The following is a 25,177-nucleotide window of genomic DNA, read 5'->3' as shown; positions in this document are numbered from 1 at the left end:
ACACCCGTGAGAGCGCATCGAGGGGCAGGTCAATCATTCATCCACGTACAAGGAGGGCTCAACATGCAAACAAAGAAACGGATCGCGCAGCTCGCGGTACTGAGTCTGATCGGAACGATGAGTCTGGCGGCATGCGGCAGCAACAACAATGAAGGCGCGTCTTCGTCTCCCGCATCCAGCGGTTCGGCAGGCGCTTCGGCGAGCGCATCGGCGCCGGCGTCCGGATCGGCATCGGCTCCGGCCAGCGCTGCCGATATCTCCGGCAAGGTAACGTATGCGCAATGGGGAACGAACGTGGAGACCGAGCAGACGAAGGAATTGCTCAAGGGCTTCAGCGAGAAGTATCCGAACGTCGAGGTCGAAGTCGTCAGCAAGGACTGGGGCACTTACTGGACGGCGCTGACGGCGCAGGCCGCGGCCAAGGATCTGCCCGACGTTTACAAGATCAGTTACGCCTATGTGGATAAATACGCCAAGATCGGCGCGATGAAGGACTTGACCGATCTGATCGCCTCGACGGGCTTCGATACGAGCAACTTCGAGCCCGGGGTGCTGGCCGCCCACCAGGTCGACGGCAAGCAAGTATCGCTGCCGCGCGACGCCAACACGATCGTCCTCTACTATAATAAAGGGCTGTTCGACGACCCCAAGACGAATCCGGCCGGCGCCGCTTATCCTGCCGGCGAGCTGACCTGGGACCAGGCGCTTGACATCGCCAAGAAGATGACGCTCGATCGTAAAGGCAAGACGGCCGCGGATGCGGACTTCGACGCCAAAAACATCGTGCAATGGGGTCTGACCGTAGATGCCGCCGGCTCCGCCGACTCCGTGCTCGAGCCTCAGATCGAGTCCAACGGCGGCAAGCTCGTGAACGACGACAAGTCGCTCGGTCTCGAATCGCCGGAAGCCAAGCAAGTGCTGGAGTTCTACCGGGATCTGATCACCAAGCATCACGTGACGCCGACCTTCAGCCAGAGCCAGTCGCTCGCCAAGGAGCCGTTCCTGACGATGACGACGGGCAAGGTCGCGATGAGCTTCGCGGGCTCCTGGTCCGCCAGCGAATTCATCAAGGCGAACATCAAGTTCGACACGGTGCTGCCGCCGAAGTTCAAGGAAACGAAGACGGTCGTGCAGGTGGCGGGCAACGCAATGAGCCCATACAGCAAAAACGAGCAGGCGGCTTGGGCGCTGCTGAGCTGGCTGGGCGGTCCGGACGGACAGATCGCGCTCGCGCAGCAGGGCCAGTCGATCCCGGCCAACAAGGCTGCCGCGGAGACTTACCTCGCCAAGGACGAGGGCTACAACAAGCAGACGTTCATCGATGCGCAAAAATACGCGATCTCCGCGCCGTTCTTCGACGGCAAGGAAAAGCTGCTGTGGGAAATCATTCCGCAGAAGCTCGCGCCGGCGCTGTCGGGCAAAGGCGAGCTTGACGGTGTAGTTAAGGAGATCGGGTCGCTTTACGGCAAATAAGCGAAGAAGCGCCGGCGGGCGTTTGACGCGAAGTCCGCCGGCGCGAACGGCATCGATCGAACAACAAGAATAGCGCAGAAGACAATGGGAACCGCATTTAACTTTGATTCAGTCCGTCAAAGCCTGCAGAACCCATTGTCTTTTCTTTTGCCTTTTAAAGCGATTGGCCGAAGGGATGAAGGAGGATGGGGGAATGAAAGTGGATGAAATAATGAAATTGGATGGTGGAATGAAGGTGAGCGATGGATTGAAGGTGAGCAAAGGCAATAAAGGTAAGCGCTCTCATCTGAAGAGGTGGCTGTCGGCGGGGCTGGCTCTGACGTTGGCCGCCGGCCTGGCGCCGACGGTCGGAGAGGCGACGGCGGCGGAAGCGGGGAAGGGGGGAGGCGTCGGCGTTGGCAGCGCCGGCCCGATTCACGGGCGCGCCGTCCGAATGGGATGCGGTCGCGGCGGACGAGGCGGTGGGCGGAGGCTCGCTCAGCCTGCTGAAGGCCGTGCAGCGAGGGGGCATGCTGTACTTGCTGGCCGAGGGGACTGCCGTCGATCCGGGCGGCGTCTTCTTGATCGACGCGGACGGCGATCCGGCGACCGGCGCGCAGGAACCGGCGTGGAGCGATGCGACCGGCATCGATTACCGGATCGTCGGCACGCAGGTGCAGCGCTATGCGGACGGAGCTTGGACGCCGGCCGGCACGGCTGCGTACGCCAATTCGGGCACGATCGCCGAGGCGGCGGTCGATATCGGGTTGCTTGGCTTGACCGCGTCGGCACCGTTGAAGGCGGCGTATGCCGAGCCGGCGGCCAACGCGTTCCTGCCGGATGCGGGCAAGCCGATGTTGGCCGTCGAGGCCGAAGCGGCCGCCTTCGGACCCGACCCGGACATCGCGGTCGACGGCGATCCGGCGGATTGGTCCGGCTCCGAGCCGGTCGCCGTGTCCGCGGACGGACTCACGAAGCTGTACGCCGCGGCGAACGGCGACACGCTGAGCGTCATGGTAAGCGGCAAAATGGGCGACTGGAACGACGTCTTTATCGACACGGACCATAGCAAGGACACCGGCTTCACGACGAACTGGCTGTGGCCGGATTACGGCTTCGACTATATGATGGAAAACGGCGCGCTGTATGCCAGCACCGGCAGCGGCTGGGGCTGGAGTCAGCTCGCCGCGGAAGATATCCAGTACGCGGAGTCCGGTTCGGGCAACGACAAAGTCATCGAGATGTCCGCCCCGCTCGGGGAGCTCGGAATGACAGCCCCCCGCGCCGCTATATATCGGCTTCAACGTCGGCGAGGTGTACGCGCCGGCGCCGGCCGCCCAGGCGGCGAAGATCGTGCCTTCGCTGCCTCGCGTGACGGTGGACGGCAACGACGCCGAGTGGTCAAGCATCCGTCCGATCGCGACGGGCACCGGCAATATCCGGGACCTGTCGGCGTTCGTGAAAAACGACAGGCTGTACGTGCTCGCGCACGGCTACGACCTGTCGGGCGAGAAAAACCTGTTCATCGACGCGGACAACGATCCGGAGACCGGCCATCAGGGCTGGCAATATGCCTCTACCGGCGCCGACTATCTGGTGCAGAACGGCACGGTATACAAGAGCACGGGCAGCGGCTGGAGCTGGGCAGCGCTTGGCGCGGCGGAGAGCGTCGTGTCGAGCGTGTATGCGCCGTCCGGCGAAAGCGTGCTGGAGACGGTCGTCGGCATGAGCGGCTGGGAGGCGAGTTCGACGGTGCGGGTCGCGCTGGGCGTCGGCGCCGACTATGCGCCGGCGGCATCCGGTGCAGCGCGCTATCCGGCCGCCCTGTCCGAACGGGGCGCGCAGATCGCGGTCGACGGCCGTGACGGCGACTGGTCGGACGTCGACAACAAGGCGGCGTCGAGCGGCGGCTCGATTCGGCTGCGCGCGCTTCGCGACCGGGAGAAGCTGTATTTGCTGGCGCAGGGCAGCGGTCTGAATACGCAGAACGAATACTTCATCGATGCAGACGGGGACGGCGCGACCGGGCTGCAGGATGCGCGCTGGCCGGGCGGCGGCATCGATTACAAAGTGTCGCGCAACACGCTTTATCGATATGACGGCGCCGGCGCCGGCTGGACGGCATCGGGCAAGGTGCAGAACGTGTCGGATGCGGCGAGCGACCTCGTCTACCTTTATCTGGATCAGATCGGGGCAACGACGGATAGCGGGCTTAAGGTCGCTTATGCGGCGAAAAACGTTCTGACGCTGCCCGGCTTCGGCCGGCCGATGCTGACGGTGCAGGCGCTGGTCGAGCAGCCGTTCGAGGCGGGCGTCTACTACCCGCGCGAATCGTTCGACGTGCTGAACAACCCGTACACCGGCTGGGTCGCCTGGGCCCGGGACGTGCCGAAGAAGGCGCTCGGCGAGCCTTATGCGCAGTCGCACAGCATGGTATATGCCGGCATCAGCTGGCGCGAGCTCGAACCGGTCAAGGGCGAGTTCGATTGGGCGGGCATCGAGGAAAAGTACCAGTTCGCTTACTGGGCGAGTCTCGGCAAAAAAATCAATCTTCGTATCGTGATGGATACGCCGACGTCGGACCCGGCGCACAAAGACATTCCCGACTGGCTGTACGACGAGCTGGTCGAGGCGGCGGGCTCCGCGGACGGCGCGGGCAAATGGTACGACTCGTCCGAGATCGGCGCGGGCTTCGCGCCGAACTACAATCTCCCCGTGCTGCTCGAGGCGCACGAGCGGATGATCGGGGCGCTCGCCGCCCGCTACGACGAGGACCCGCGCATCGCCTACGTCCAGATCGGTTCGCTCGGCCACTGGGGCGAATTCCACAACTACCCGGAGCCGCTGTCGGGCAAGTTCCCGAACGTCGCCGTATCCGACCGGTACGTGCAGCACTATCTGGACGGCTTCAAGCACAAGCTGCTCGGCATGCGCAAGCCGTTCCCGATCGCGGCGGCAAGCGGCCTCGGGCTGTTCAACGACGTGTTCGGCGATAAGGGCTCGACGGAATCCTGGCTAAGCTGGATTCGCGACGGCTGGTCGGACATCGGCCTGTATATCGAACCGGGCGAGAGCGCGGCCGAAGCGCAGGCGGCGTCCAAGATGCCGGATTTCTGGAAAACGAGCTTCTCCGGCGGCGAATTCACGAGCGGCAATCCGCTGCTCTCGCTCGCCGACGGCAGCATCGTCGAGTCGCTGCGGGAAGCGCGGCTGTCCCATACGTCCTGGCTGGGACCGTCCGCGCCGGCGGACTATGAGGTGGGCAAGGGCGGGATCACGCAGGACATTCAAGAGAACATGGACACGTTCCGCAAGACGATCGGCTACCGGTACGTATTGAATGCCGTGAAGCACGACGGCGAGGCGGCCGCGGGCGACCAGATCGAAGTGAAGACGCAGTGGACGAACAAAGGCGTCGCGCCTTTCTATTACGACTGGCCGGTCGCCGTCGCGCTGGCGGATGCGGACGGACGGGTCGTCGCGTCGAGCGTCACGAAGGCGAGCGGCGTCGATATTCGCGGCTGGCTGCCCGGCGACTATGAAGCGACGCTGCCGCTGGATATCCCGACGGGGCTCGCGAGCGGCGAATACCGGGTGCTGGTCGGCATCCTCGACCCGGATACCGGGAAGCCGGGCATCAAGCTCGCGATCGAGGGCGACCGGGGCGACGACTGGTCGGCGCTGGATACGATCCGGATCGCGGGAACGGCGGTGCCGACGTCGCCGCCCGGATCGCCGCAGCCGACGCCGGCTGCGGATGAGGTGCAGCAGGTCGCTTCGCTGCCTGCGCCGGCCGGCGGCAAGTCGACGGTCGCGATCGCAGCCGGCAAGACCGAGGTGCGGGTGCCGGCGGATGCGGCGTTCGGGCTCGGCGAATCGCTCGTTTTCGCGGACGGCGGCTTTTCGCTCGAGCTGCACCCGGGCGTATTGAAGCAGCTTGCCGCGCTTCGCGCGGCCGGCGGCTGGCAGGGCGGCGAGCTTTATGTCGTCAGGCGGCCGGGGGTCGAAGCGGCGGCGAAGACGCTGTCGGCCGCTTCGACGGCGACCGCGGTCTATCGCCAGGCCGGAGACGCGTACGAGCTGGAGCTCGGCGTAAGGAGCGCTGCCGGCGTCAAGAAGCCGCTTCACCAATTCGACGAAGGGCTGAAGCTGACCCTGAAGCTGGCCGAAGGGGCGGATCGGGCGCTGGCGGGCATCTACGCGATGCCTGGCGTCGGAGTGCCTGATTACGTTGGCGGCGAGGCCAAAGGCGATGTCGTCACGGCGACGGTCAACCATTTTAGCGTGTACGCCGTGCTGGTTTTCGACCGCATTTACGACGACGTGCCCGCCGGACATTGGGCCGCGGGCGGCATCAAGTCGCTGTCGGCGAAGCATATCGTCCAAGGTGTCGGCAACAACCGGTTCGAGCCGCTCCGCGCGGTGACGCGGGCCGAGTTCGCGACGATGCTCGTCCAAGCGGCGGGCCTTGCGGCAACGGCGGACGCGCCGGCCTTCCCGGACATTCCGGCAGAAGCCTACTATGCGTTCGCGGTCCGCGCGGCTGCCGCGCTCGGCATCCTCCGGGGCAGAGACGACGGCCGCTTCGGGCCTTCCGATCCGATCACCCGCCAGGAAGCGGCGGTCATGCTGCTTCGCGCCTACGAAGCGGCGCATCCCGGCGAGGCGGTCCCGGCGTCAACCCTGGACGGGTCCGCGTTCGTTGAAGCCGGACAGATTGCGCCTTGGGCGGAGCAGGCGGCCTTGTTCGCGATCGACCGCGGCCTGTTGAACGGGCTGCCGGGCGTCGGACTCGCGCCGGCGGGCATCGTCAGCCGGGCGCAGGCGGCCGCCATGCTCGCGCGGTGGCTGTCGATTTAAAAGCGTAAGCCGAAGAGCCGTACCTCCGCGGTACGGCTCTTTTATTTTTGCGAAAAAGGCGGACCGACTATCGTGTAAAAGCACTCGATCGAGGCGGGCTCACCTTCGATCGGCTTGTCTACCGCGCAAAAGTGCAGGATTTTTACCCCCAGCCGCTATCTCAAACAACTGCATTGATCAGCTTTGCGTCCCTTGTCCCCGCGCCTCCCAGGCTTCCGCCAGCAGCTCCGAATTGATGCCGGCGCCGGCCATCGCGCCCATCGCCGCGGCCTGAATGAGCTGGTTCATCTCGGTCGCGATGTCGCCGGCGACGTATACGCCGGGTATGCTCGACTTGCCCAGCGCATCGGTCGCCGTCACGCTGCCGGTCGGGGTCAGCTCGCAGCCGAGCGCCTGGGGCAGGTCGGAGCCGGCCGCCAGCGTCGGCGCGAAAAAGATTCCGGTGCAGGGAATGGAGGAACCGTCTTCGAGCTCGACCTGGTTAACCATGCCGTCCTCGGAGACGATCCGGCGGATCGGCGCGTCATGCAGCGGAATGTTCCGTACGCGCAGCTCTTCGCGCTGCGCGTCCGACAGCTCGTCCGGACCGTTGGTGAACAAGGCGATACGTTCCGACCAGCCAAGGATCGTCTTGGCGAAATGAAACGCGCGTTCTCCTTTGGCGATGACGGCAAGCTGCCGATCGCGCAGCTCCCAGCCGTCGCAATAAGGGCAGACGAACGCGCTTTTTCCGTATACGTCGGTCAAGCCTTCGATTTCGGGCAGCCGATCCTTTTTGCCGACGGCGAACAGCAGCTTTTTAGCGAGGTAGGTATCGCCCTTCTTGGTCGCGATCTTGAAGTCGCCGTCCGCTCCGCCGATCTCGATGGCGATATCCGCTGCGAACCGGACGGAAGGGTATGCGCGGATCTGCTCGACGGCGATGCGTCTGAATTCGTCGGGCTTGATCCCGTCTCTCGTCAGAAAGCCGTGCGACTCGTGCGTGACGCGATTGCGGGGAAGCCCCTCGTCGATTACGATTACGTTTTTTCTGGCTCTCCCCCAGCACGAGCGCCGCATTCAGTCCCGCCGGCCCGCCTCCGATGATCGCCGCATCCAATAACTGTTCCATGTACTCGCTCCTTTTAGTGATATTATAGATTCTTTATATCCACGATTATAGCGGATAGGCTTCGCGTTATGCAATCGGTTTTCGCGCGCGTACCCAAAATCGAACAAGAAACGGACAACAATGCGTGGACGGCAAGCGTTATAATGAAAGCGATTAACCCAAAAGCGAAGGAGTATGATGATAAACGTGAGCAACAACCGGATCGGTTTGATCGGCTGCGGCAATATCAGCGCCATTTATTTGAAAAACCTGACGGCTTCATCCGACGTGCGGGTCGTCGCATGCGCGGACATCGACGTCGAGCGCGCGCGTTCGCGGGCGCAGGAGTTCGGCGTGCCGAAGGCATGCACCGTCGAGGAGCTGCTCGCGGATCCGGAGATCGACATCGTCGTCAACTTGACGATCCCGGCTTCGCATGCCGAGATCAGCCGCCGCGCGCTCGAAGCGGGCAAGCACGTCTATCTGGAAAAGCCGCTTGCGGTCGAACTCCAGGATGGCCGCGACGTCGTCGCGCTGGCCGAGTCCAAGGGCTTGCGCATCGCCTGCGCGCCGGAGACGTTCCTGGGCGGCGGCATCCAGACCTGCCGCAAGCTGATCGACGAAGGCGCGATCGGCCGGCCGGTCGCGGCGACGGGCTTCATGATGGGCAGCGGCCCCGAAGCCTGGCATCCGGATCCGATTTTCTTCTACCAAAAGGGCGGCGGCCCGCTGTTCGATATGGGCCCGTATTATCTGACCGCGTTCATCTTCCTGCTCGGCGGCATCCGCCGCGTCACCGCTTCCGCCGCGATCTCGCTGCCGGAGCGCGTCGTCGGCAGCGGCGCCAAGAAGGGCGAGCGCATTCCGGTCGAGACGCCGACGCATATCGCGGGCGTACTGGACTTCGCATCCGGCGCCGTCGGCACGCTGATCACGAGCTTCGACGTCGCGGCCGGCACGAATCTGACCAACATGATCGAGATTCACGGCACCGAAGGCACGCTGCGCGTACCGGATCCGAATACGTTCGGCGGTCCGGTCAAGCTCCGCAAGCCGGGCGGCGACTATGAGGATGTGCCGCTCTCGTTCGGCTACGACGACAATATGCGCGGCATCGGCGTCATCGACATGGCGCGCGCGATCGCCGAAGGCCGCCCGCACCGGGCGTCCGGACAGCTGGCGCTGCACGTGCTCGAGACGATGAACGGACTGCTCCAGGCCTCTGCCGAGGACCGTCATATCCCGCTCGAAGCGCTGGCGGAGCGCCCGGCGATCATGCCGGAGGGCGGCTTCGAGTAAGGCAGGCCCGGTTTTACCCAGTTTTTGCGCAAGCCCGGACGGCCGGAGGCCGTCCGGGCTTTGTCGCGATTGCCTTGCGCAGATTGCCCGCCGCCGCGTCGGTCGACGCTGTTGAACGATGCGTGAATATGGGGTAAATTTAATTGGATTATTTTTGAAATCCCCAATTTATACATCATCGGAGGCGGACCATGGCTAAAGACTTGATCGGGCAATTGACCGACTGGCATCGCAAGAGCAGCTACGGCAAGATCGTCGAGAAGGTCGAGGGGATTCCCGCGGGCGAGCGGGATTATACGCTTACCAGCCACCTGGCCAGAGCCTACAACAACCTTAACCGATACGAGGAGGCGCTGGTACTGCTGCAGTCGGTCGCTGAGCAGGGCGCCGAGGACCCGCTCTGGCATTTTCGGACCGGGTACGCCTACTATTATCTGAATCGGTATGAGGAAGCGATCGCGGCATTCGATCTGGCTGACCGTCTCGATCCCTCGGACGAGCTGACGTTGACGCTGCTGAGCGCGAGCCGCAAGGAAGCCGGACGGATTGTCGCCAAGCCGGCGCCGTCCCGCTTCCCCCTCCGAGGTTCCGTTGGGGCAATCGGACTTTTCGGATTTTTGGGCAGACAGCGATTATGCGCGCGACGCCTACGTGTCCGATCCGCCGTCGGACGCGCTGATCGCCGAAGTCGAGGAGGCGCTCGGCTACAAGCTTCCTGCCGCATACATTCGCTTGATGAAGCTTCAAAACGGCGGTATTCCGCGCAATACTTGTTTTCCGACGGAGGTGCCGACTTCCTGGGCGGACGACCATATCGCGATTGAAGGCATCATGGGCATCGGCAAGGACAAAGACTATTCGCTGTGCGGGTCGCTCGGGAGCCGGTTCATGATCGAGGAGTGGGGCTATCCCGACATCGGCGTCGTATTTTGCGATTGCCCTTCCGCCGGCCATGACGTCGTCATGCTCGATTACCGCGCTTGCGGTCCGCAGGGCGAGCCTCAGGTCGTCCATGTCGATCAGGAGCAGGATTATCGAATCACCTTCCTGGCCTCTAGCTTCGAGGACTTTGTTCGCGGACTGGTGGACGAAGAGGCGTTCGACACGTCGGCGTCGGATGCGGAACAGGATCTGCTGCGGGTGACCGACGGCCAGTTCACGCCGTTGCTGGCGGAGCTGTGCGGCAATGCGACGGAAGTCGAGACGGTCGGGCGACTCATCCGCGCCGTGTGCAAAAAAGTCGTGGAGGAGAAAGGATACTTTTCTCTCCATGCCGACAAGTTGTCGAAGCTGATGTACGACGTGCAGTTCTGGCTATATACGAAGACGTATCCGCGGACGGACCGTGGGGCCTACCTGGCGCGCTATCCGGAGATGCTCGTGTTCGGCGCGGGGGTTCGCCACGAACGGCTATGCGCCGGATTTCGTGTCGGATTGGCTGGACGAACGGCTGGAACAGGGGCTGATCGTATCGGAAAACGGCGGTTTGCGGTTCACCGATGAAGCGGCGGCAGAAGTGATCGCACAGCTTCAATCGGAGGCCGCGGCGGATGGGCGAGGCGGCGACGACAGCGCGCCAGAAGAAGCGCTGGCGCCGTTCAAGCTCATTGTGCACGACAACGGCGCGTCTGTCATTTTGAATGTCGGCGAATATAAGGAAGCGCTGTTCCGGTCGCGGGAGGACGAGGGCTTTGAAGGCAGCGGCTACGATTGGGCGTCGCTTGCTGCCGTATTCCTCAAGGAGCGGATGCCGGAGCTGTCCGGCGTCGTAAAGTTGGATCCCGAAGGCAGCATGTTCTGCGCCTACGCCGACGACCGTGAGGCGATCGTCCGCTTCGCCCGCGCTTTTAAGGCGGCCTGCGAGGACGACGCGTTGATCCAGGACTTGTTTTCCCGGGCCGAGCTTGACTGACGCATCGGAGCAGCACGGAAAAACCGTGCAACTCGCGTAGAAATCGCCGTTGGTGGAGGCGTAGCGCGGAAAAACCGCGCAACTCGTGCAGGAACCGCCTTCAGGTAGCAAATTAACACGGAAAAAACGTACAACTCCCCCCCGCCCCAAAGTCCGGTTGCTCCCCCAAGGGCGTTTGTGGAATACTAGGTTTATCGAAAAGGCTTGGCCGGGGGAGAGCGGAACGATGGAAAGCAGGCTATGGATTCGAAACGGCAGCGTGGTGCTGCCAGATGGAGTGGAGCAGGCCGATATTTTCGTCGAAAACGGACGGATCGCCGGTATAGGCGGCGGCGCTGCCCCGAGCGGGAACGTGCGGTCGATCGACGCGGAGGGCGCCTATGTGCTGCCGGGGCTCGTCGACATTCATTGCGACGCGATCGAGAAGGAGGTCGAGCCGCGGCCGAACACGCTTTTTCCGATGGAAATGGCGTTCCTGCAGTTCGAGCGCAAGCTTGCGGGGCACGGGATTACGACGATGTATCATTCGCTGTCGCTCGGCGTGGGCCTCAGCCTTCGGGGCGAGCATCTCGTGTCGGAGATGATCGGTACGATTCGGCGGCTCGCCGCAGCGAGGTCGATGATTCGCCATCGCGTCCATCTGCGCTACGAGGTGTCGCATCTGACGGGCTTTCCGCTTGCCGAACGTCTCATTCGCGAGGGTCAGATCGAGTATTTGTCGTTGATGGACCATGCGCCGGGGCAGGGCCAGTACCGTCGGCCGGGCGCCTTTCAGCGTTATGTGATGAAAAATCAGGGCGTCGACGCGGAGGAATGCGAGCGGATCGTCGAGGAGCTGCAGGCGCGCCGGGCGTTGATCGATTGGGACAAGCTGCGCCGGCTCACCGGCCTTGCCAGGCAGCACGGCATCGCCGTCGCGTCGCATGACGACGATACGCCGGAGCAGGCCGACCGGTCGATGGCGTTCGGCGCGTCGATCAGCGAATTTCCGCTGAATCTGGAGACGGCCGCATACGCAACGGGACGCGGAATGAAAATATGCCTCGGCGCGCCGAACATCGTGCGCGGCGGCTCCCACGACAAAAACCTGACGGCGATGGATGCCGTCAGGGTCGGCGCCGCCGACATCGTTTGCTCCGATTATCATCCGGCGTCGCTGCTTCAATCGTTGTTCGGCATGCATGCGGACGGTATTCCGCTCCATGAGGCCGTGCGGATGGCCACGCTCGAACCGGCTTCGGCGCTCGGACAAGCGGCGCGGATCGGTTCGATCGAGCCGGGCAAGCTGGCGGATTTGCTCGTTGTCCGAACGATCGGCGGCGTGCCGGTCGTCACCGATACGATCGTCGAAGGCGCGGTCGTGTCGCAGACGCGGGATTACCGGATGTAAGGGCGATCAGGAGGGCGAGGGTACGTCGTCCGTCTCCTGGGTTCGCGCCGCAAGCTGGGCATGCAGGGTGTCGACGAGCTGCTCGCGCGTCGCTTCGGCGCTGTGCGCCCAGATTGTCTCGAAGAGCACGCCGATACCGGGGGAGCGTCGCCTCGGCATTGCCGATCGACTCGTCGATCGTCGCGCGCAGCTCTGCTTTGCTTTTGCCTTCGACGCGTTTGAAGATGGCTTCTCGCAGGGTGATGTTCACGGTTCGGATCCTCCTCGAAGCGGTCGTCCGCAGGCGCCGGCATGACCGGGCCTGCCGCGAATATAGCGTCTCCGTCCGCAATGGCGGTTATCCGGCGCCCGGGTCCGTGTTATAATGGAAAACACGAAAAGCGAAGCCGGCAAGGCAACAACGAGGAGGAACCTTCGGCATGGCCAAGGGCAAAAAGCAGTTCGCCGTCATCGGACTCGGGCGGTTCGGCTCGAGCGTCGCGCAATATTTGGCGAAAATGGGCTACGAGGTGCTCGCGGTCGACGAGAGTCAGGAGCGCGTGCAGGATATGGCGAACGTCGTCACGCACGCCGTCTCCGCGGATTCGACCGACGAGGAAGCGCTGAAGGCGCTCGGCATCCGCAATCTGGACGTCGTGGTCGTCGCGATCGGTCAGGATATCCAGGCGAGTATTCTGACGACGCTGATCCTGAAGGACCTTGGCGTACCGAAAATTATCGTCAAGGCGCAGAACGAGCTTCACGGCAAGGTGCTCAGCAAGATCGGCGCAGACAAGGTCGTATTCCCCGAACGGGATATGGGACTGCGGGTCGCGCATCACCTGATCTCCCCGAACATTATCGAGCATATCGAGCTTTCTCCGGACTACAGCATCGTCGAGCTGCAGGTGCCTTCGAACATGGCGGGCAAGACGCTGCGGGAGCTCGATTTTCGCGTGAGGTTCGGATGCAACGTGATGGCGATCAAGCACGGCGGGGAAAAAATGGACGTCACGCCGCGAGCGGACAAGCCGCTGCAGCGCGCAGACGTGCTCGTTATTGTGGGCAACAACGGCCAACTGCTGCAATTGGAGCAAGCCTATGCCAATCTTTGAACCCGCGCTCACCTCGCTCGCCAATCCGCGCGTGAAGGGATGGGCCAAGCTGTCGGAGCGCAAATACCGGCAGCAGAGCGGGCGCTTCAAGCTGGAGGGCGTCCATCTGGTCGTAGAGGCGCTAGCTGCGGGCTGGCCGCTCGAGGCCGTCGTCTTCGACGAGAGCTTCGGACTGCCGCAGGAGCTGCTGCCGTATGCGGAGCGGGCTTCTGCGGGCGACCGGCGCAGCGCGGGTCCCGAGTGGATTCCCGCATCGCCGGACATTATCGCGAAGTGCAGCGAGACCGAGGCGCCGCAGCCGGTGTTCGCGGTCGCGCTTAAAAAAGGGCTTCGATCCGGCGGCGCTTTATGCAGAAGCAGGTGCCGACGCACATCGCGCCCGACCTTCAGCCCGCGGGGGAAGCGGCTCAAGCCGAAGGCGTCGGACCGGGCGGCGCGGCCCCTTCGCGCGCGCGCGGGCCCATCGTCGTGCTGGACGGCGTGCAGGATCCCGGCAACGTCGGCACGATCGTGCGCTGCGCCGCGGCGAGCGGCGCGTCGGCCGTCGTGCTCGGCAAGGGCACGGCCGACTTGTACAACGCCAAGACGCTGCGCGCCACGATGGGCTCGCTCTTCCGCGTGCCGACGATCGAGGCCGATTTGACCGAGCTGTTGCCCGAAGCCAAGGCGCGCGGCGCCGTGCTGTACGGCACGAGCTTGCAGGCGGAATTCTCCTGCTATGACCTCGATCTGACCGGCAGCGGCGTCTGGCTGCTGTTCGGCAACGAAGGCGCCGGCTTGTCGCCGGCCGTCCAGGCGATGATCGACCGCCCGGTCATCATTCCGATGACCGGCTACGCCGAGTCGCTGAACGTTGCGATGGCGGCGACGGTGCTGCTGTTCGAGGCGCAGCGCCAGCGGCTTATGTGACCAACAAACAATTCCTGTCCAATCCCCAAATAACTGTCCCTGAATAAAAACAACTGTCTCTAAATCACTAAAGACTGGATGCTGGTAGAGCTTCACCCAACCAACTCCCCAGTCTTTTTCTCTATTTATTAAGATTTTTCTCAAGCCTTTTCTGGTGTTTTCTCAAGCAAGAACCCAAGCCTATCAAGGCTTTTCTCGGTTTTCCCCCAAGCCTTTTCCCAGGTGTTTAATCCTGACTTCGCTTTTCTCTGTCTATTTTTTCTGTCTTTCTCCTGTCGTTTACTGCATTTTGGACATCAATTTTTATTCGGTTTCGTTCACATTTGAACTAGTTATCTTCCAAATTCTCACCTTAATTAGCTGTCATGATGGGACACGAATCTTTTTCCCAAAAATAGGGGGAGAGGGCTTGGGGGGAGTAAGGGATTTGGCGTGTTGGATTAGGGCAAGTTTCGGGACACTTATTTTTTGCAGATTACAAAGTAGCAGGAATAAAAGGAGAAGGAGATAGGGAAGGCGTTTAAGTTAAAATGTTAGGCATTCGAAGAAAATGTCGATTTCACCATGTATGTCACTCATCGAATAAATAAACGCCATAAAACTCTCCTACACCCTTAGCCTGTAAGGCTTCGCTTCTTTGAAGTAGAATCTTATTATATTGGACAAGCATCTCTAAGATGTCTTTACTCTCTTTTAGCCACTCGGTTTCAGAAGCTTGCATTCGAGGGATTAAAGGCTTAATGTTATCCCTTGAAATCGAGTTGTCTTCAAAGAACATTTCCAAATCCTCTTCTTCGATCCACCTTGTTACCGATTCATCGCTTCCGAAATATTTATTAAACCTTCCTCTCCCAAAGCATTCATAAAGGGTTTTCGGCATTTGATCGCGATAGAAAATGCCACGTCTTTGCATTTGTCTTTCAGGCAATCGCATTACATTTGCTCTTGTTGAAGATAATTCAGCAAATTGATACAACTCTTTAACTAAAACATTTTCAAAAGGCAAATAGCGATCAATGTTCTCTATGATACCGTTATAGCAATCAATGCCCTTATGAGGTGTTCCTCTCATCCCTTGATAGCTAAAGGTATCCCCTGCAACGCACTGTAAACTCATCTTCAAGGGAAACCATACAGAAAATATCGTATCGGCATGCAAGTCCCCATCTAACCACACAACATCCAAATCATTCTTTTTTACGCCATTCTTCACCACCATAACCTGGTCGCTTAGGATCATGCATCAAGTATTTTAAAAAATTGACGATAGGGTTGTCGGTATACTCCTTGCCAATGATGGTTTTTAATCTATTCTCAGACATTTATATTGATCTCCTTCATTGAAACTTTACTTTGGATAAGAAATTTCTGGTGGTTCCTCGTTAATAACTAACCATGCTTATGAGATCAGCCAGTTTAGCTTAATGTTTATCTGATCCAATTTTAATAAAGAGTGAAGCCTTTTATCTAAAAAAAATGAAGAGAAGAGATAGATCTTTACATTAATATTTAGTAGATAAAGATGAGGCGTTCGGTCGTTAGTATGTATGAAAGATCTATAATTTAACAATTCACTAGACAAAAACATAAGCAAATAGTAAAATTATGTACAAGATGAGTTGGAGAGGATGATCCCGTTGACGTTGAATACTTTTCGTAGTTTAGAAGAAAAAAGGAAGTTTGTTGAATCATTGTCTATTGGTGCAATGCTGAATTATGAAAAAAAGAATGCGGATAACGGGATAACCAAAAACAAATATAGAAATGGAACCTCTGATGAAGTTAATCAAGTTGTTTGCGATAATTTTAAGGATAGCTATATGATCGATGTTTACGCAGAAAATGGATTTGAACATATCCGTATGTATAACAAAGAAGATAAACATTTATATGTACTTATTAGAGAAGGCACATACAAAGAACAAGTCGAATCCAAGGAAGATGAATCGCTTGCCGTTCATTATTTAAAGGCTTATGCCTATATAAATAGACACTTATCCAAAACACCAGTTGAGCTGACTGGACAGCTTGTCCTTTTTTGGAGAAGATAACAATAAAGTTGGAACTCAGAAGGAATACTTAGTTGAGCAGAAGGTCAAAGATGTAATCAGAAATATTGATGTTGAACTTGTTCACATCATTACTTATGATGTGGTTCGAGGTAATTTGCTCTTTGTTAAGTCAAGAATTCCAAGTTCCAATCTAAAACAAAAGCCAATTAATGAAGAAGATATGAGTGAATTTATCGTAACATATGATAATCAAGATGAAACAGTCGGCTCTACTGTTAAGGTTGAGCATACTGACCTTACGGATGAAATGCAAAAACAAATTATTACAGGGCTGCTGAAGCTGAAGGGTCAAGAAAAAGACAACAGTGAAAAATAAAGATTTTGAGAGGGATAAATTATGGCTGTCGTAAATGCCTTTAACCAAAATAGATTAAAGTCAGCAAGAATTTTCATGGGGCTTACGATATCTGAACTCGCCGATGCATCAGGAGTGTCCAAGCAAGCAATTTCTCAATTTGAGAATGGGAAAACAAAGCCGACATTAGAAACTCTTATGAGACTAATGTTTGTTTTGAAATTTCCTAGAGAATATTTTTACGAGAAGGATAATATTGAAGAAGTTCAAGTTGGTAATACTTTTTTTAGATCTTTAGTTAGTACATCAAAAAAAAGAACGATTGTCGCAAGTTGAGAAAACAAAATACTTTTCAAAAATTTGTGATTTTCTCGAGAATTATATAGATTTTCCTCAAATGAATTTGCCGAGTGTAAAAGATTTAATTGAATTACCGGAGCCTTATCTTGATAATCCTAAGCTACTTGAACGTGATCATATCGAACAGATTGCACTATCTTTACGTAATTTTTGGGGGTTAGGGGAAGAACCTATCACCAATATTGTATTTTTGTTGGAGAAAAACGGTTTTATTATGACATCGTTAGCTACTGATACAGAAAAAATAGATGCCTTTAGCCAAAGACAAATGGTTCGCAATAAAGAGAGATATATAATTGTACTTGGGGATGGCAAACAATCCGCAAGCAGAAGGCAGTTCGACACTGCTCATGAGTTAGGTCACATGGTACTTCATAATTGGAATACAGATTTTAATGATATATACCTTGAAGAGCATCGACTTATTGAGCAACAAGCAGATGCTTTTGCAGGAGCATTTTTATTACCGAGAGATGCTTTTAAGAAAGACCTCCATTATCCCAATAACTTAAGCTTCTATATTGAGCTTAAGAAAAAGTGGAAAGTGTCCATTCAGGCGATGATAGTAAGGGCGTTTCATCTTGAGATCATCAACTACAATCAGTACACATATCTTATGAAGCAAATGAATCAAAAGGGGCTTAGAAAGAAAGAGCCATTAGATGATATTCTTGCGGTACCTCAGCCGATACTTATAAGCAAGGCTGTTGAAATGTTGTTGGATAACAATATATTAAAACCAAGAGACATAATTGAAGCAAACGGATTTAAGCTCTCGCAAGACATGGTTGAGTATTTGCTCAATTTAAAGAAGGGCATGCTCAATGAGAAGTCGGAGAAGGTGAGCATGGAGTCACTTTTGCATTTTAAAGAGTTTGAGAATGAAAGCAACGGACGTTAATTCATTTCTGACAACGTGTTGTGCGGTGTACAATTCGTTTTCATTTTATCGAAAAAGGTGGATACTGCTTGGATAATGATATTGGATTTTGCATTGGATGTGGGAAGAAATTAGATACTTCCATTCCATTTGAAATATTCACAAATACACCAGGCCAATATGTTTGTATTGATTGTACCAAAACATTAAAAAAAGAGATTTTCTGAAATCAGGCATAGTTCTCTTGAAATCATTATTCGGAACAAATTACTAAATGATAAGTTTGATTATTTTGTTGAAAATGAAGAGATTCTCAAACATATGGATAATCATTCGTTTTATTTAAGTGGTTCACATCAAGCAAGAGAGTATATGTTTTCTTTGCTTGAAGAAGTTCATCGCTTTGCTTATCATGCAACATTTGAATGTCATTTGTTTTGTGACATGTTTGAAAGTGCTGATCATATGTTCTTCTCCGATCGATACTTTCTAACTAATAGTGTTATTAAAACGATTGGTGCTTGGGAGAAACTGTTGAGGTTTCATTGTTTATATTTTGAAGTTCAATTGGATCGGGAACCCAAAAACAACTCTTTAAGTCGGCTGCAAAAGAAAATGAACAAAACAGAGTTTAAAAAAAACAAAGTTATACAGTGAATTTATTAATTTGAAGAGTATTAATAGTTTCGGAGAAATAGATAATGCAAGAAAGAATAATGACCATAACGTATCCCATCATTTGGGTGGAAAAAAATATTTAGAACTCGCAGAGTTGGCAAAAATGATATTAGACAATACGAATGCTCTCTATAATGGAATAGAAGAAGCTCTAGAACTGTTGCCAAATCGAACGCGATTGACTACAAAAAAATTTAATGCGGACTTTGGCCTGATTAATAAAATTGAAGAGAATGAAAAAGTATTTAAGAAGAAAGCTTTGAAAATAAAATCTAAGTTTAGTCACCAGGACATACAGAAAATAAATCAACTTTCAGTGCGATATATAGGGTGGGCAAACAATAGGATGGATGAAGTGGTTAGTTGGAAAGTAAGGTATTCACATCCTCCTATGGCATCAATTTATTACAGGCTGATAGACGTTGCTTCAAGGCTACACGAGAGTGCTAGAAGTCTGGGGTATTCTGCTGAACTTTTTGCAGAGGCAGTGAATTTTAATTATGTTGATTTGGATAAACATTGGGTGAAATTCGATGGTATGAACTATCGTTACTTTATTCATAGTGCGTTATTAAGAATTTATGGAGTCTATGATAAGCTAGGGATGGTTATACAAGATATATTTGAAGTTGAGCTAGGCGATGTCACTTTTGAAGCTGTTATTGAACATCTACGAGTTACAGATGGGGAGGATCGTTATCTTAATTCATTGCCTCCCTTGAAGATATGCAACCGTATTTTAAGCACAGCTTCATATAAAAAGTTGTATGATTCTAGGCAAGACTTTTTCCACCTGTTGGTTATGCAGGACTTTATGAACCCTCGATATAAGGAAGTTCTTGACACTGAACTTATGATTGCCATTATTGATAATTGTAAGATGATTTATGAACTAATCGATAGTCTTGATATCGCACTTGTGCATTTCCATCGAATTGGTACATATCATCAGAATACAAAGACTTAGAAGGTTATTGTGATTGTTATGTATGAATCAAATTAAGTATAGCTGACCGCTATTAACTGAAAGCTTGGGGATAATCGAACATTTCGATAACTCTCTAAGCTTTTTTTTGGAGAGAATTACAGTGATTCTTAAAGCAGATTATTAATTTTATAATATTAGGAATATCTTTTCAAAAAAATGAAAACGAAAATGATTGAATATATTTGATAAAGGTCGTGAATGAAATGTTGCAGCGGATACTTGATGTTGATATGGACTTCTTCCTAAGTGATATTGCTCATTGGGTAACAGACAATCAACGATTAGATGATGAGTATTTCAAAGCATGGAGGGAATTGGAATTTAGAAGATTCTTGGAACAAAACTGTGGTTTATCCAGACATAATCCTATACCTGGAAGAGTAGTGGTGCATCATGACGAAGCATTTCACTTTTGGAAAGAACTAATTCAACGTTGTCAGTTACAAGTCCCATTTGAACTTACCCACATTGATGCTCACTCAGATACAGGATTAGGTGATGCAAATTACGTATATATTATGAAAGATCTATTGCACTATCCAATAAATGAACGATTAAGTAATTTGAATATCAAAAAAAGTGAATTATGCTAATTTTCTAGCGTTTGCAATGGCTTTAGGCTGGGTAAGCCAAGTAGAATTCGTTCTTCATCCTAAATGGGAAAATGATTTTATGCATTTACATCTAAAGGATCTATCGGATTCTAGCGGTGCATTTCAATTCAAAGCATATAGTAAAGAGCTCGACATTGTGATGCAAATGGATAGGCTTGCAAAAATTAAACCAGTTAAATTAGATCCAGAGTACCGTACACTTTAATAGATGGAGGTGTCTTTCAGAACAGTGCACCATATGATTATGTTGTGTTTTGTCAGTCTCCAGGATATACTCCGGCGAGCGCTGATTATATGCTTTCCGTTATTAGAGATTATATAATTGAAATTTGAAAAATTAAGAATACCCAGAATGATTGGTGGAGGATATGTTGTGGAAAGCGAAATTGCTAGGAGAATAATTGAAGAGCAAGGTTTAGAAACATATATTTTCCCTTGTTGTAGCGGTCATAAAGATCATGATTGGTTCTCAGGGAAAACGGTATACAAAACTTGCTCATCTGTACATAAATGCGAATGGATCTTAATTGTAGAGCAACATATTGCTTACATTAATAAAAATGAATCAAAAAAATATAAATTAGTATTGTGTCCAGATAAAGAACCTAACGGGCAAAACGATTCAGAGCCGGATGCAAGACTTGTAAATGATGATGGTCCTAATGAAGAATTTGTTATTGAAGTTAAATCAATTCATGAATTGGATAACCAGAGAAATAAAGATGACAAATCGTTTAATGAATTTGCTATGTACATGTCTTATTATATAAATCAGAATATTACTCAACTTCAACAATATCCGTATGGGTTGCTTATGGACAGTGATATTAGGTGGGGGGAAGCATGGGAATCAGAAAAGAAGAAATATTCACAAAGTGGTTGAACATATACAAAGGATTGTTAATAATGGGTTCGTAAATTCCCCCCGAGTGCTGGGAGGACTTTGAAGTAGATGGTGTTGGATTCCGCTTTCTAATATTGGATGCAGAAAGTGCTAGAGAGTATAACGTGAGAACTGGAAGTATTTATATTGGCGGTAAGATAAGATTAGGTTCAACATCTGATTTAAAGCCATCAAAAGTATTGTTTGACGAGTATATCTCAAAAGTTCTTCTTCAAACAAAGAAAAAGTTCAAATCCTATAGTGATCTCAAATATCGGAAAGCCCTACTAATTGTGAATGAAAGTAACTATATAGGTAGTTATATCTTTGATAAATTAATGAAAATAGAAATGATTGAAGAAGTTGAATTGTGGTTCGCAGATCGTGTATATGAAGTAATAGACGAGTTTGAGAACGAAGAATTCAATGGGTATGAGTTTAAAAAAAGTAAAGTAACCGCACAAATATTTATATAAGCCCTACTATATTCACCGAAAATAAACACATCACAAAGTAAATAAACTCATTACACGGAAAATAAACTCGTATCTCCCCAATGATTCCCCAGCCTATTTCCCAAATCATTAAAGGGCAAAGGAATAGGGGAGAAGCTTGGAAAATGATGAGAGAGAAGATTAACTAACTCATTACGCAAAGGGACTACATTATTATTCAAGCAAAAAACCAAGTTGTTCAAGGGGCTAAGGGATACTTGAGCTCTTTCCCCAGGTTTTAGAGACAGCAATTTTTTTTGTAATCCAAAGCTCGTTTAACACTTTCAAAACACCGGGAGTGAGTCTTCTTGTCCGAACAGTCCCCATCCACACCGATCGACGTCGTCAAGCTGGACCGCAACATGACCGTCGAAACGGTACGCGGCGATTCGTTGAAATGGCTGTCGCCGCTTGAGCCGCCGTTCCATATCGCCGGCTTCGCGTGGTTCGCGCAGGAACGCCGCTACCGCCGGTTGCCGTCCGCCCCCGCCGACGCGCTGCCGCAGGCGGTCGACGTACTCGCGAATTGCACGGCGGGCGGCCAAATTCGCTTCCGTACCGACGCCTCGCAGCTGTCCATCCGCGTCAAGCTGACCGGCCCGGCCAACATGTACCATATGCCTGCGACCGGACAATGCGGGTTCGACTGCTACTTGGGCGAGCCGGGGGAGCAGCGCTATTTGAGCACGACCCGCTTTGACCGAACAGAAACGGCGTACGAGGTTTCCTTCTACGATTGGAAGGTGAAGCGACCGCTGCATGTGACTTTGAATTTCCCGCTGTACCAGGGCGTCGAGGAAGTATGGATCGGCGTCGACGAAGACGCGACGATCAGTGCGCCTGCCCCATACGCCAGCGGCAAACCGGTCGTCCTGTACGGCACGTCGATTACGCAAGGGGGGCTGCGCCACGCGTCCCGGCATGGCGTATCCGAATCTGTTAAGCCGATATCTTCCCTACGAGTTCATCAATCTCGGCTTCTCCGGCAACGGCAAAGGGGAACCGGAAGTCGCCCGAACGATCGCGGGCATCGCGGACCCGGCCATGTTTGTCCTCGATTACGAAGCGAATGTGGGAACGGCGGAGCGGATGGCGGAGACGTTGCCCGCGTTTATCCGCATTTTGCGCGAACGTCACCCCGAGGTGCCGATTCTGGTCGTATCCAAGATCCGCAGCGCAGGCGAACGATTCTATGAGGAAATGCGGCAGCTGCTGCACGACCGCAAGCACGTCCAGCGATCGACCGTCGAAAGGCTGCGAAGCGAAGGCGATGCGAACGTCCATTTCCTCGACGGCGGCACGCTTCTGGGCGATGAGGATGCCGAGGAATGCACGGTCGACGGCGTCCATCCGACCGATCTGGGCTTCCTGCGCATGGCCAAATCCTTGGCGCCGGTCATTCGGAAGCTCATCGGCGCGTGAGCGCGAAGCGTCCGGTCCTGCAATCGTTAACGAATGAAACGACAGCGCAAGTGCTTGAAGCCGACCGCCGCTCCTTTAGGAGCGGGCGGTTTTTTTTGCGTTTAAGCGGGTCGGCCATATGTCCGTTCGCGATTGTCCCTCGATTGGTATCGACAGCTTCGGAACAATGCGATAATATGATTGTATATTTCACATTTGTGAAAGAATGATAAAAAAAGGGAGAGCTGATCAAATGGAGCTGCAAAAAAACAAGGTAAAATCCGCCGATCGCGTATTGGATATATTCGAGCTGTACGAAGGGGAGACAGAGTCGTACAGCTTGTCGGAAATCTCCAAAATATTAAATATGCCGCCGAGCAGCACCTATAACTTGCTGCAGAACATGCTGGAACGAGGGTATCTGGAAACTGATAAAACCGGCAAGCAGTATCAGCTCGGTTACAAGCTGTTCTCCATTCGCAACAAACGGATGAAATCCGGAAATTTGTCCGAAGCCTTCATTAACGTCGCGGACAAAATTTTTAACGATTTGAACGAGACCGTTCATCTTGCCGTACGCATGGAAAACATGCTGCTCTACGTGGGCGAAAAGTCCAGTACGCACCTGTTGCGCTTTAATTCGATCACGGGCCAGACGGCTCACCTGCATGCGACGGCTTCAGGCAAAGTATTGCTCGCGGAGCTGGCGGAAGAGGAGCTGCGCAAAATATACCCGAACGACGCGCTGGAGAAAGTGACGGAAAAAACGATATCGTCGTATTCGGATTTGCTCAAGGAGCTTGCCAAAGTGAGAAAGGAAAAGTTCGGCTACAACATGGGGGAAACGGTGGAAGGCGTTCATTGCGTGTCCAGGGCGATCTACGACGCGGAGAAAAGAGTCGTGGCCGCCATCAGCATTTCGATCCCGGTCGTGCGAATTACGGGCGAGGTGTGGGGCAAAGTTCACGATTGCGTCAAAAGAGCGAGCGAGGAAATCAGCATCAAGGCCTTTGGGTAAAAACCCAAGGCCTTCAGCATAATAATTTATATATATGAATTTATTCATTGACATGAAAAAGATGCCATAATACAATCGAGGTGAGCAAAAACAAAAACAGGAGGGGTTCAATTGAAAAGCGGATTCAAGCTTTCCCTGGTTTCTTTGCTGGCGATCTCATTAGCGGCTTGCGGAAATAATGGAGATGAAGGCAACGGCAACAGCAGCTCGCCTTCAAGCGCTGACCAGCCGCCGGCATCTTCGGCAGCGCCTAAAGAAATGAAGCTGACCATCGGTCTTCCCGGCGCGTACGATGTCACCAAAAAAGAAATTGTCGACGGCTTCATCGCCAAGTTTCCGAACATCAAAACGGAGATCGTCGAAGTGCCGTGGGCGGACTTCGCCACGAAGATCACTGCCGAGATCGCAGGGGGGCACGGCGCCCGACGTGTGGGTTCAAGAGAACGCGATCGTCCTCGGATACGGGAACCGCGGCGTTGCGGAAGACCTGGCCCCTTATATCAAGAGAGATTTGAACGATGCCGATTACATATCGGGGCTGTATGCCTCGAAGACACCGGACGGCAAAGTTTACGGCATTCCGCACGGGATCAATCCGGTAGCGCTCGCCTACAACAAGAAAATGTTCGCGGACGCCGGCGTCGCGCTTCCGACCGACGACTGGACTTATGCGGATATGATCGAAGCCGCCAAGAAGCTCACGAAGGACACGAACGGCGACGGCAAGCCGGATCAATACGGCTTCGCTATTTCGCAAGGCATCACGCAAGGCTGGTACCCCTGGACCCGTTCCTATGGCGGACAAGTACTCGATGAGACGAAAACGAAAGCGATGTTTACCGATCCTAAATCGATCGAAGGCATCCAGGCGTGGGCGAATCTGGTGAAGGACGGCATCAGTCCGGATGCCGATTTCCTCAAGGTCGCAGGCGGCGATTGGAAGGCGTTCGGGGCGGGCAAGGTCGCGATGTACTTCATGCAGTACAGCAACCAGACGATCATCAACAAGGAATTTGCGGATCTGGACTACGATACGGTCATGATGCCGAAAAGCATGGACGGCAAACGTATCGTGCCGATCGTTACGAATAGCTGGGTTATTTTCTCCAAGGCCAAGCAAGATTCTAAAGACGCAGCTTGGGAATTCCTCAAGTACTACCTATCCGCGGAGTCGCAGATGGTACTCGCGAAGAGCGGCACCGCCATCCCTGTGCAGAAAAATGCGATTACGGAGCTTGACGTGAATACGAATCCGAAAAATAAAAAAGGCGTTCAGCGACGGGATCGCCGAGGGCGGCGTCACGACGGACGAAAATCCGTCCTGGCAAGAATGGCGTTTGGCGGCGCAGCCGATCTTTGCGGATATTTACGGACAAAAGCTCTCGCCTGAAGCGGGTGCGAAGCAGATTCAGCAGAAGGTTCAAGACATCCTGGATCAAAATCGATAAATGGGGAAACGAGATGGCGGGCGGACCCGAGCGGACCCCG

At 53.9% G+C, this 25,177-nt stretch carries 26 protein-coding genes and 4 pseudogenes; 25 read left to right on the top strand and 5 right to left on the bottom strand.

What is annotated here, in order from left to right:
* The first annotated feature begins 63 nt into the window (after window positions 1–63).
* The 3 genes from OMP40_RS03345 to OMP40_RS03335 all read left to right on the top strand — a co-directional run bounded on the left by OMP40_RS03345 (window position 64) and on the right by OMP40_RS03335 (window position 6,312).
* On the top strand, window positions 64–1,473 hold the full coding sequence (locus tag OMP40_RS03345) for an ABC transporter substrate-binding protein (RefSeq protein WP_277529091.1): 1,410 nt from the start codon (window positions 64–66) through the stop codon (window positions 1,471–1,473).
* A gap of 395 nt (window positions 1,474–1,868) precedes the next feature.
* Window positions 1,869–3,317 (top strand): hypothetical protein, encoded by a 1,449-nt coding sequence (locus tag OMP40_RS03340; protein WP_277529089.1) that lies wholly within the window; start codon window positions 1,869–1,871, stop codon window positions 3,315–3,317.
* A gap of 403 nt (window positions 3,318–3,720) precedes the next feature.
* Window positions 3,721–6,312, top strand: coding sequence for an S-layer homology domain-containing protein (locus tag OMP40_RS03335; RefSeq protein ID WP_338131019.1), 2,592 nt, complete (start codon window positions 3,721–3,723; stop codon window positions 6,310–6,312).
* A gap of 177 nt (window positions 6,313–6,489) precedes the next feature.
* On the opposite strand, the pseudogene OMP40_RS03330 reads toward OMP40_RS03335, so the two are convergent.
* Window positions 6,490–7,423: pseudogene (locus OMP40_RS03330) on the bottom strand (NAD(P)/FAD-dependent oxidoreductase).
* A 186-nt stretch (window positions 7,424–7,609) separates the two neighbouring features.
* On the opposite strand from OMP40_RS03330, the gene OMP40_RS03325 reads away from it, so the two are divergent.
* The 5 genes and pseudogenes from OMP40_RS03325 to OMP40_RS03305 all read left to right on the top strand — a co-directional run bounded on the left by OMP40_RS03325 (window position 7,610) and on the right by OMP40_RS03305 (window position 12,003).
* Complete coding sequence (locus OMP40_RS03325) at window positions 7,610–8,701, top strand: Gfo/Idh/MocA family protein (protein ID WP_277529088.1); 1,092 nt, start codon at window positions 7,610–7,612, stop codon at window positions 8,699–8,701.
* A 191-nt stretch (window positions 8,702–8,892) separates the two neighbouring features.
* Window positions 8,893–9,159, top strand: a pseudogene (locus OMP40_RS03320) (tetratricopeptide repeat protein); the annotation flags it as partial.
* 193 nt (window positions 9,160–9,352) lie between these two features.
* Window positions 9,353–10,204, top strand: coding sequence for an SMI1/KNR4 family protein (locus tag OMP40_RS03315; protein ID WP_277529086.1), 852 nt, complete (start codon window positions 9,353–9,355; stop codon window positions 10,202–10,204).
* Complete coding sequence (locus OMP40_RS03310; protein ID WP_277529084.1) at window positions 10,128–10,613, top strand: Imm51 family immunity protein; 486 nt, start codon at window positions 10,128–10,130, stop codon at window positions 10,611–10,613. Before OMP40_RS03315 ends, OMP40_RS03310 begins: the two co-directional genes overlap by 77 nt.
* A 226-nt stretch (window positions 10,614–10,839) precedes the next feature.
* Window positions 10,840–12,003, top strand: coding sequence for an alpha-D-ribose 1-methylphosphonate 5-triphosphate diphosphatase (locus OMP40_RS03305; RefSeq protein ID WP_277529083.1), 1,164 nt, complete (start codon window positions 10,840–10,842; stop codon window positions 12,001–12,003).
* Between the two features lie 6 nt (window positions 12,004–12,009).
* Here OMP40_RS03305 and OMP40_RS03300 read toward each other — a convergent pair whose 3' ends face one another.
* Window positions 12,010–12,132 carry a hypothetical protein gene (locus OMP40_RS03300; protein ID WP_277529082.1) on the bottom strand — a complete coding sequence of 41 codons (123 nt, stop codon included), beginning with the start codon at window positions 12,130–12,132 and terminating at the stop codon, window positions 12,010–12,012.
* A gap of 290 nt (window positions 12,133–12,422) precedes the next feature.
* On the opposite strand from OMP40_RS03300, the gene OMP40_RS03290 reads away from it, so the two are divergent.
* The 3 genes and pseudogenes from OMP40_RS03290 to OMP40_RS03285 all read left to right on the top strand — a co-directional run bounded on the left by OMP40_RS03290 (window position 12,423) and on the right by OMP40_RS03285 (window position 14,006).
* Complete coding sequence (locus OMP40_RS03290) at window positions 12,423–13,097, top strand: potassium channel family protein (protein WP_277529081.1); 675 nt, start codon at window positions 12,423–12,425, stop codon at window positions 13,095–13,097.
* A pseudogene (locus OMP40_RS41145) lies at window positions 13,084–13,347 on the top strand (TrmH family RNA methyltransferase); the annotation flags it as partial. The gene OMP40_RS03290 and the pseudogene OMP40_RS41145, both read left to right, overlap by 14 nt.
* Window positions 13,348–13,445: 98 nt before the next feature.
* On the top strand, window positions 13,446–14,006 hold the full coding sequence (locus OMP40_RS03285) for a TrmH family RNA methyltransferase (RefSeq protein WP_420871879.1): 561 nt from the start codon (window positions 13,446–13,448) through the stop codon (window positions 14,004–14,006).
* A 571-nt stretch (window positions 14,007–14,577) separates the two neighbouring features.
* Here OMP40_RS03285 and OMP40_RS03280 read toward each other — a convergent pair.
* A complete protein-coding gene (locus tag OMP40_RS03280) occupies window positions 14,578–15,225 on the bottom strand; it encodes a hypothetical protein (protein ID WP_277529079.1) in 648 nt (215 codons plus the stop codon).
* The gene (locus OMP40_RS03275; protein WP_277529078.1) at window positions 15,194–15,328 is read right to left on the bottom strand and encodes a hypothetical protein; all 135 of its coding nucleotides are present in this window, start codon (window positions 15,326–15,328) and stop codon (window positions 15,194–15,196) included. The genes OMP40_RS03280 and OMP40_RS03275 overlap by 32 nt, the downstream gene beginning before the upstream one ends.
* Window positions 15,329–15,643: 315 nt before the next feature.
* On the opposite strand from OMP40_RS03275, the gene OMP40_RS03270 reads away from it, so the two are divergent.
* The 13 genes and pseudogenes from OMP40_RS03270 (at window position 15,644) to OMP40_RS03215 (ending at window position 23,689) form a co-directional block, all read left to right on the top strand.
* Window positions 15,644–16,057, top strand: coding sequence for a hypothetical protein (locus OMP40_RS03270; RefSeq protein WP_277529077.1), 414 nt, complete (start codon window positions 15,644–15,646; stop codon window positions 16,055–16,057).
* Window positions 16,035–16,394: a hypothetical protein gene (locus tag OMP40_RS03265; RefSeq protein WP_277529076.1), complete on the top strand. Its 360-nt coding sequence runs from the start codon at window positions 16,035–16,037 to the stop codon at window positions 16,392–16,394. The genes OMP40_RS03270 and OMP40_RS03265 overlap by 23 nt, the downstream gene beginning before the upstream one ends.
* A 21-nt stretch (window positions 16,395–16,415) precedes the next feature.
* A complete protein-coding gene (locus OMP40_RS03260; protein WP_277529075.1) occupies window positions 16,416–16,709 on the top strand; it encodes a helix-turn-helix domain-containing protein in 294 nt (97 codons plus the stop codon).
* Entirely contained in the window at window positions 16,696–17,634 is a 939-nt protein-coding gene (locus OMP40_RS03255) for an ImmA/IrrE family metallo-endopeptidase (protein WP_277529074.1), read from the top strand. Before OMP40_RS03260 ends, OMP40_RS03255 begins: the two co-directional genes overlap by 14 nt.
* A 300-nt stretch (window positions 17,635–17,934) precedes the next feature.
* Window positions 17,935–18,270, top strand: a complete 336-nt coding sequence (locus OMP40_RS03250) for a hypothetical protein (RefSeq protein WP_277529073.1) — start codon at window positions 17,935–17,937, stop codon at window positions 18,268–18,270.
* Between the two features lie 10 nt (window positions 18,271–18,280).
* The gene (locus tag OMP40_RS03245; RefSeq protein WP_277529072.1) at window positions 18,281–19,258 is read left to right on the top strand and encodes a Cthe_2314 family HEPN domain-containing protein; all 978 of its coding nucleotides are present in this window, start codon (window positions 18,281–18,283) and stop codon (window positions 19,256–19,258) included.
* Window positions 19,259–19,473: 215 nt separating this feature from the next.
* Entirely contained in the window at window positions 19,474–19,872 is a 399-nt protein-coding gene (locus OMP40_RS03240; protein WP_420871878.1) for a hypothetical protein, read from the top strand.
* Entirely contained in the window at window positions 19,859–20,098 is a 240-nt protein-coding gene (locus OMP40_RS03235) for a hypothetical protein (RefSeq protein WP_277529071.1), read from the top strand. The genes OMP40_RS03240 and OMP40_RS03235 overlap by 14 nt, the downstream gene beginning before the upstream one ends.
* 117 nt (window positions 20,099–20,215) lie before the next feature.
* Window positions 20,216–20,776: a hypothetical protein gene (locus OMP40_RS03230; protein ID WP_277529070.1), complete on the top strand. Its 561-nt coding sequence runs from the start codon at window positions 20,216–20,218 to the stop codon at window positions 20,774–20,776.
* A 125-nt stretch (window positions 20,777–20,901) separates the two neighbouring features.
* On the top strand, window positions 20,902–21,252 hold the full coding sequence (locus OMP40_RS03225) for a hypothetical protein (RefSeq protein WP_277529069.1): 351 nt from the start codon (window positions 20,902–20,904) through the stop codon (window positions 21,250–21,252).
* A gap of 380 nt (window positions 21,253–21,632) precedes the next feature.
* Window positions 21,633–22,043, top strand: a pseudogene (locus OMP40_RS39715) (SGNH/GDSL hydrolase N-terminal domain-containing protein); the annotation flags it as partial.
* A 148-nt stretch (window positions 22,044–22,191) separates the two neighbouring features.
* Complete coding sequence (locus OMP40_RS39710) at window positions 22,192–22,692, top strand: SGNH/GDSL hydrolase family protein (protein ID WP_338131003.1); 501 nt, start codon at window positions 22,192–22,194, stop codon at window positions 22,690–22,692.
* Window positions 22,693–22,924: 232 nt separating this feature from the next.
* Window positions 22,925–23,689 (top strand): IclR family transcriptional regulator, encoded by a 765-nt coding sequence (locus OMP40_RS03215; RefSeq protein ID WP_277529067.1) that lies wholly within the window; start codon window positions 22,925–22,927, stop codon window positions 23,687–23,689.
* 107 nt (window positions 23,690–23,796) lie between these two features.
* On the opposite strand, the gene OMP40_RS03210 is transcribed toward OMP40_RS03215, so the two are convergent.
* Complete coding sequence (locus OMP40_RS03210; protein WP_277529066.1) at window positions 23,797–24,075, bottom strand: hypothetical protein; 279 nt, start codon at window positions 24,073–24,075, stop codon at window positions 23,797–23,799.
* Between the two features lie 41 nt (window positions 24,076–24,116).
* On the opposite strand from OMP40_RS03210, the gene OMP40_RS03205 reads away from it, so the two are divergent.
* Window positions 24,117–25,079, top strand: coding sequence for an ABC transporter substrate-binding protein (locus OMP40_RS03205; RefSeq protein ID WP_277529064.1), 963 nt, complete (start codon window positions 24,117–24,119; stop codon window positions 25,077–25,079).
* Window positions 25,080–25,177 lie beyond the last annotated feature (98 nt).

This window comes from Cohnella rhizosphaerae (assembly GCF_029525575.1).
Classification (GTDB): domain Bacteria; phylum Bacillota; class Bacilli; order Paenibacillales; family Paenibacillaceae; genus Cohnella; species Cohnella rhizosphaerae.
Note: the sequence above shows the minus strand (reverse complement) of the source record. Positions and strands in the feature narration are given on the sequence as shown.

Bases quoted from the DNA above. Each gene is read 5' to 3' on its own strand.
- OMP40_RS03260 (WP_277529075.1), top strand. From the start codon at position 16,416: ATGGCTGTCGTAAATGCCTTTAACCAAAATAGATTAAAGTCAGCAAGA.
- OMP40_RS03250 (WP_277529073.1), top strand. From the start codon at position 17,935: ATGGATAATCATTCGTTTTATTTAAGTGGTTCACATCAAGCAAGAGAG.
- OMP40_RS03345 (WP_277529091.1), top strand. From the start codon at position 64: ATGCAAACAAAGAAACGGATCGCGCAGCTCGCGGTACTGAGTCTGATC.
- OMP40_RS03275 (WP_277529078.1), bottom strand. From the start codon at position 15,328: ATGTCTGAGAATAGATTAAAAACCATCATTGGCAAGGAGTATACCGAC.
- OMP40_RS39710 (WP_338131003.1), top strand. From the start codon at position 22,192: ATGGCGTATCCGAATCTGTTAAGCCGATATCTTCCCTACGAGTTCATC.
- OMP40_RS03215 (WP_277529067.1), top strand. From the start codon at position 22,925: ATGGAGCTGCAAAAAAACAAGGTAAAATCCGCCGATCGCGTATTGGAT.
- OMP40_RS03290 (WP_277529081.1), top strand. From the start codon at position 12,423: ATGGCCAAGGGCAAAAAGCAGTTCGCCGTCATCGGACTCGGGCGGTTC.
- OMP40_RS03285 (WP_420871879.1), top strand. From the start codon at position 13,446: ATGCAGAAGCAGGTGCCGACGCACATCGCGCCCGACCTTCAGCCCGCG.
- OMP40_RS03335 (WP_338131019.1), top strand. From the start codon at position 3,721: ATGCTGACGGTGCAGGCGCTGGTCGAGCAGCCGTTCGAGGCGGGCGTC.
- OMP40_RS03280 (WP_277529079.1), bottom strand. From the start codon at position 15,225: ATGGTGGTGAAGAATGGCGTAAAAAAGAATGATTTGGATGTTGTGTGG.
- OMP40_RS03305 (WP_277529083.1), top strand. From the start codon at position 10,840: ATGGAAAGCAGGCTATGGATTCGAAACGGCAGCGTGGTGCTGCCAGAT.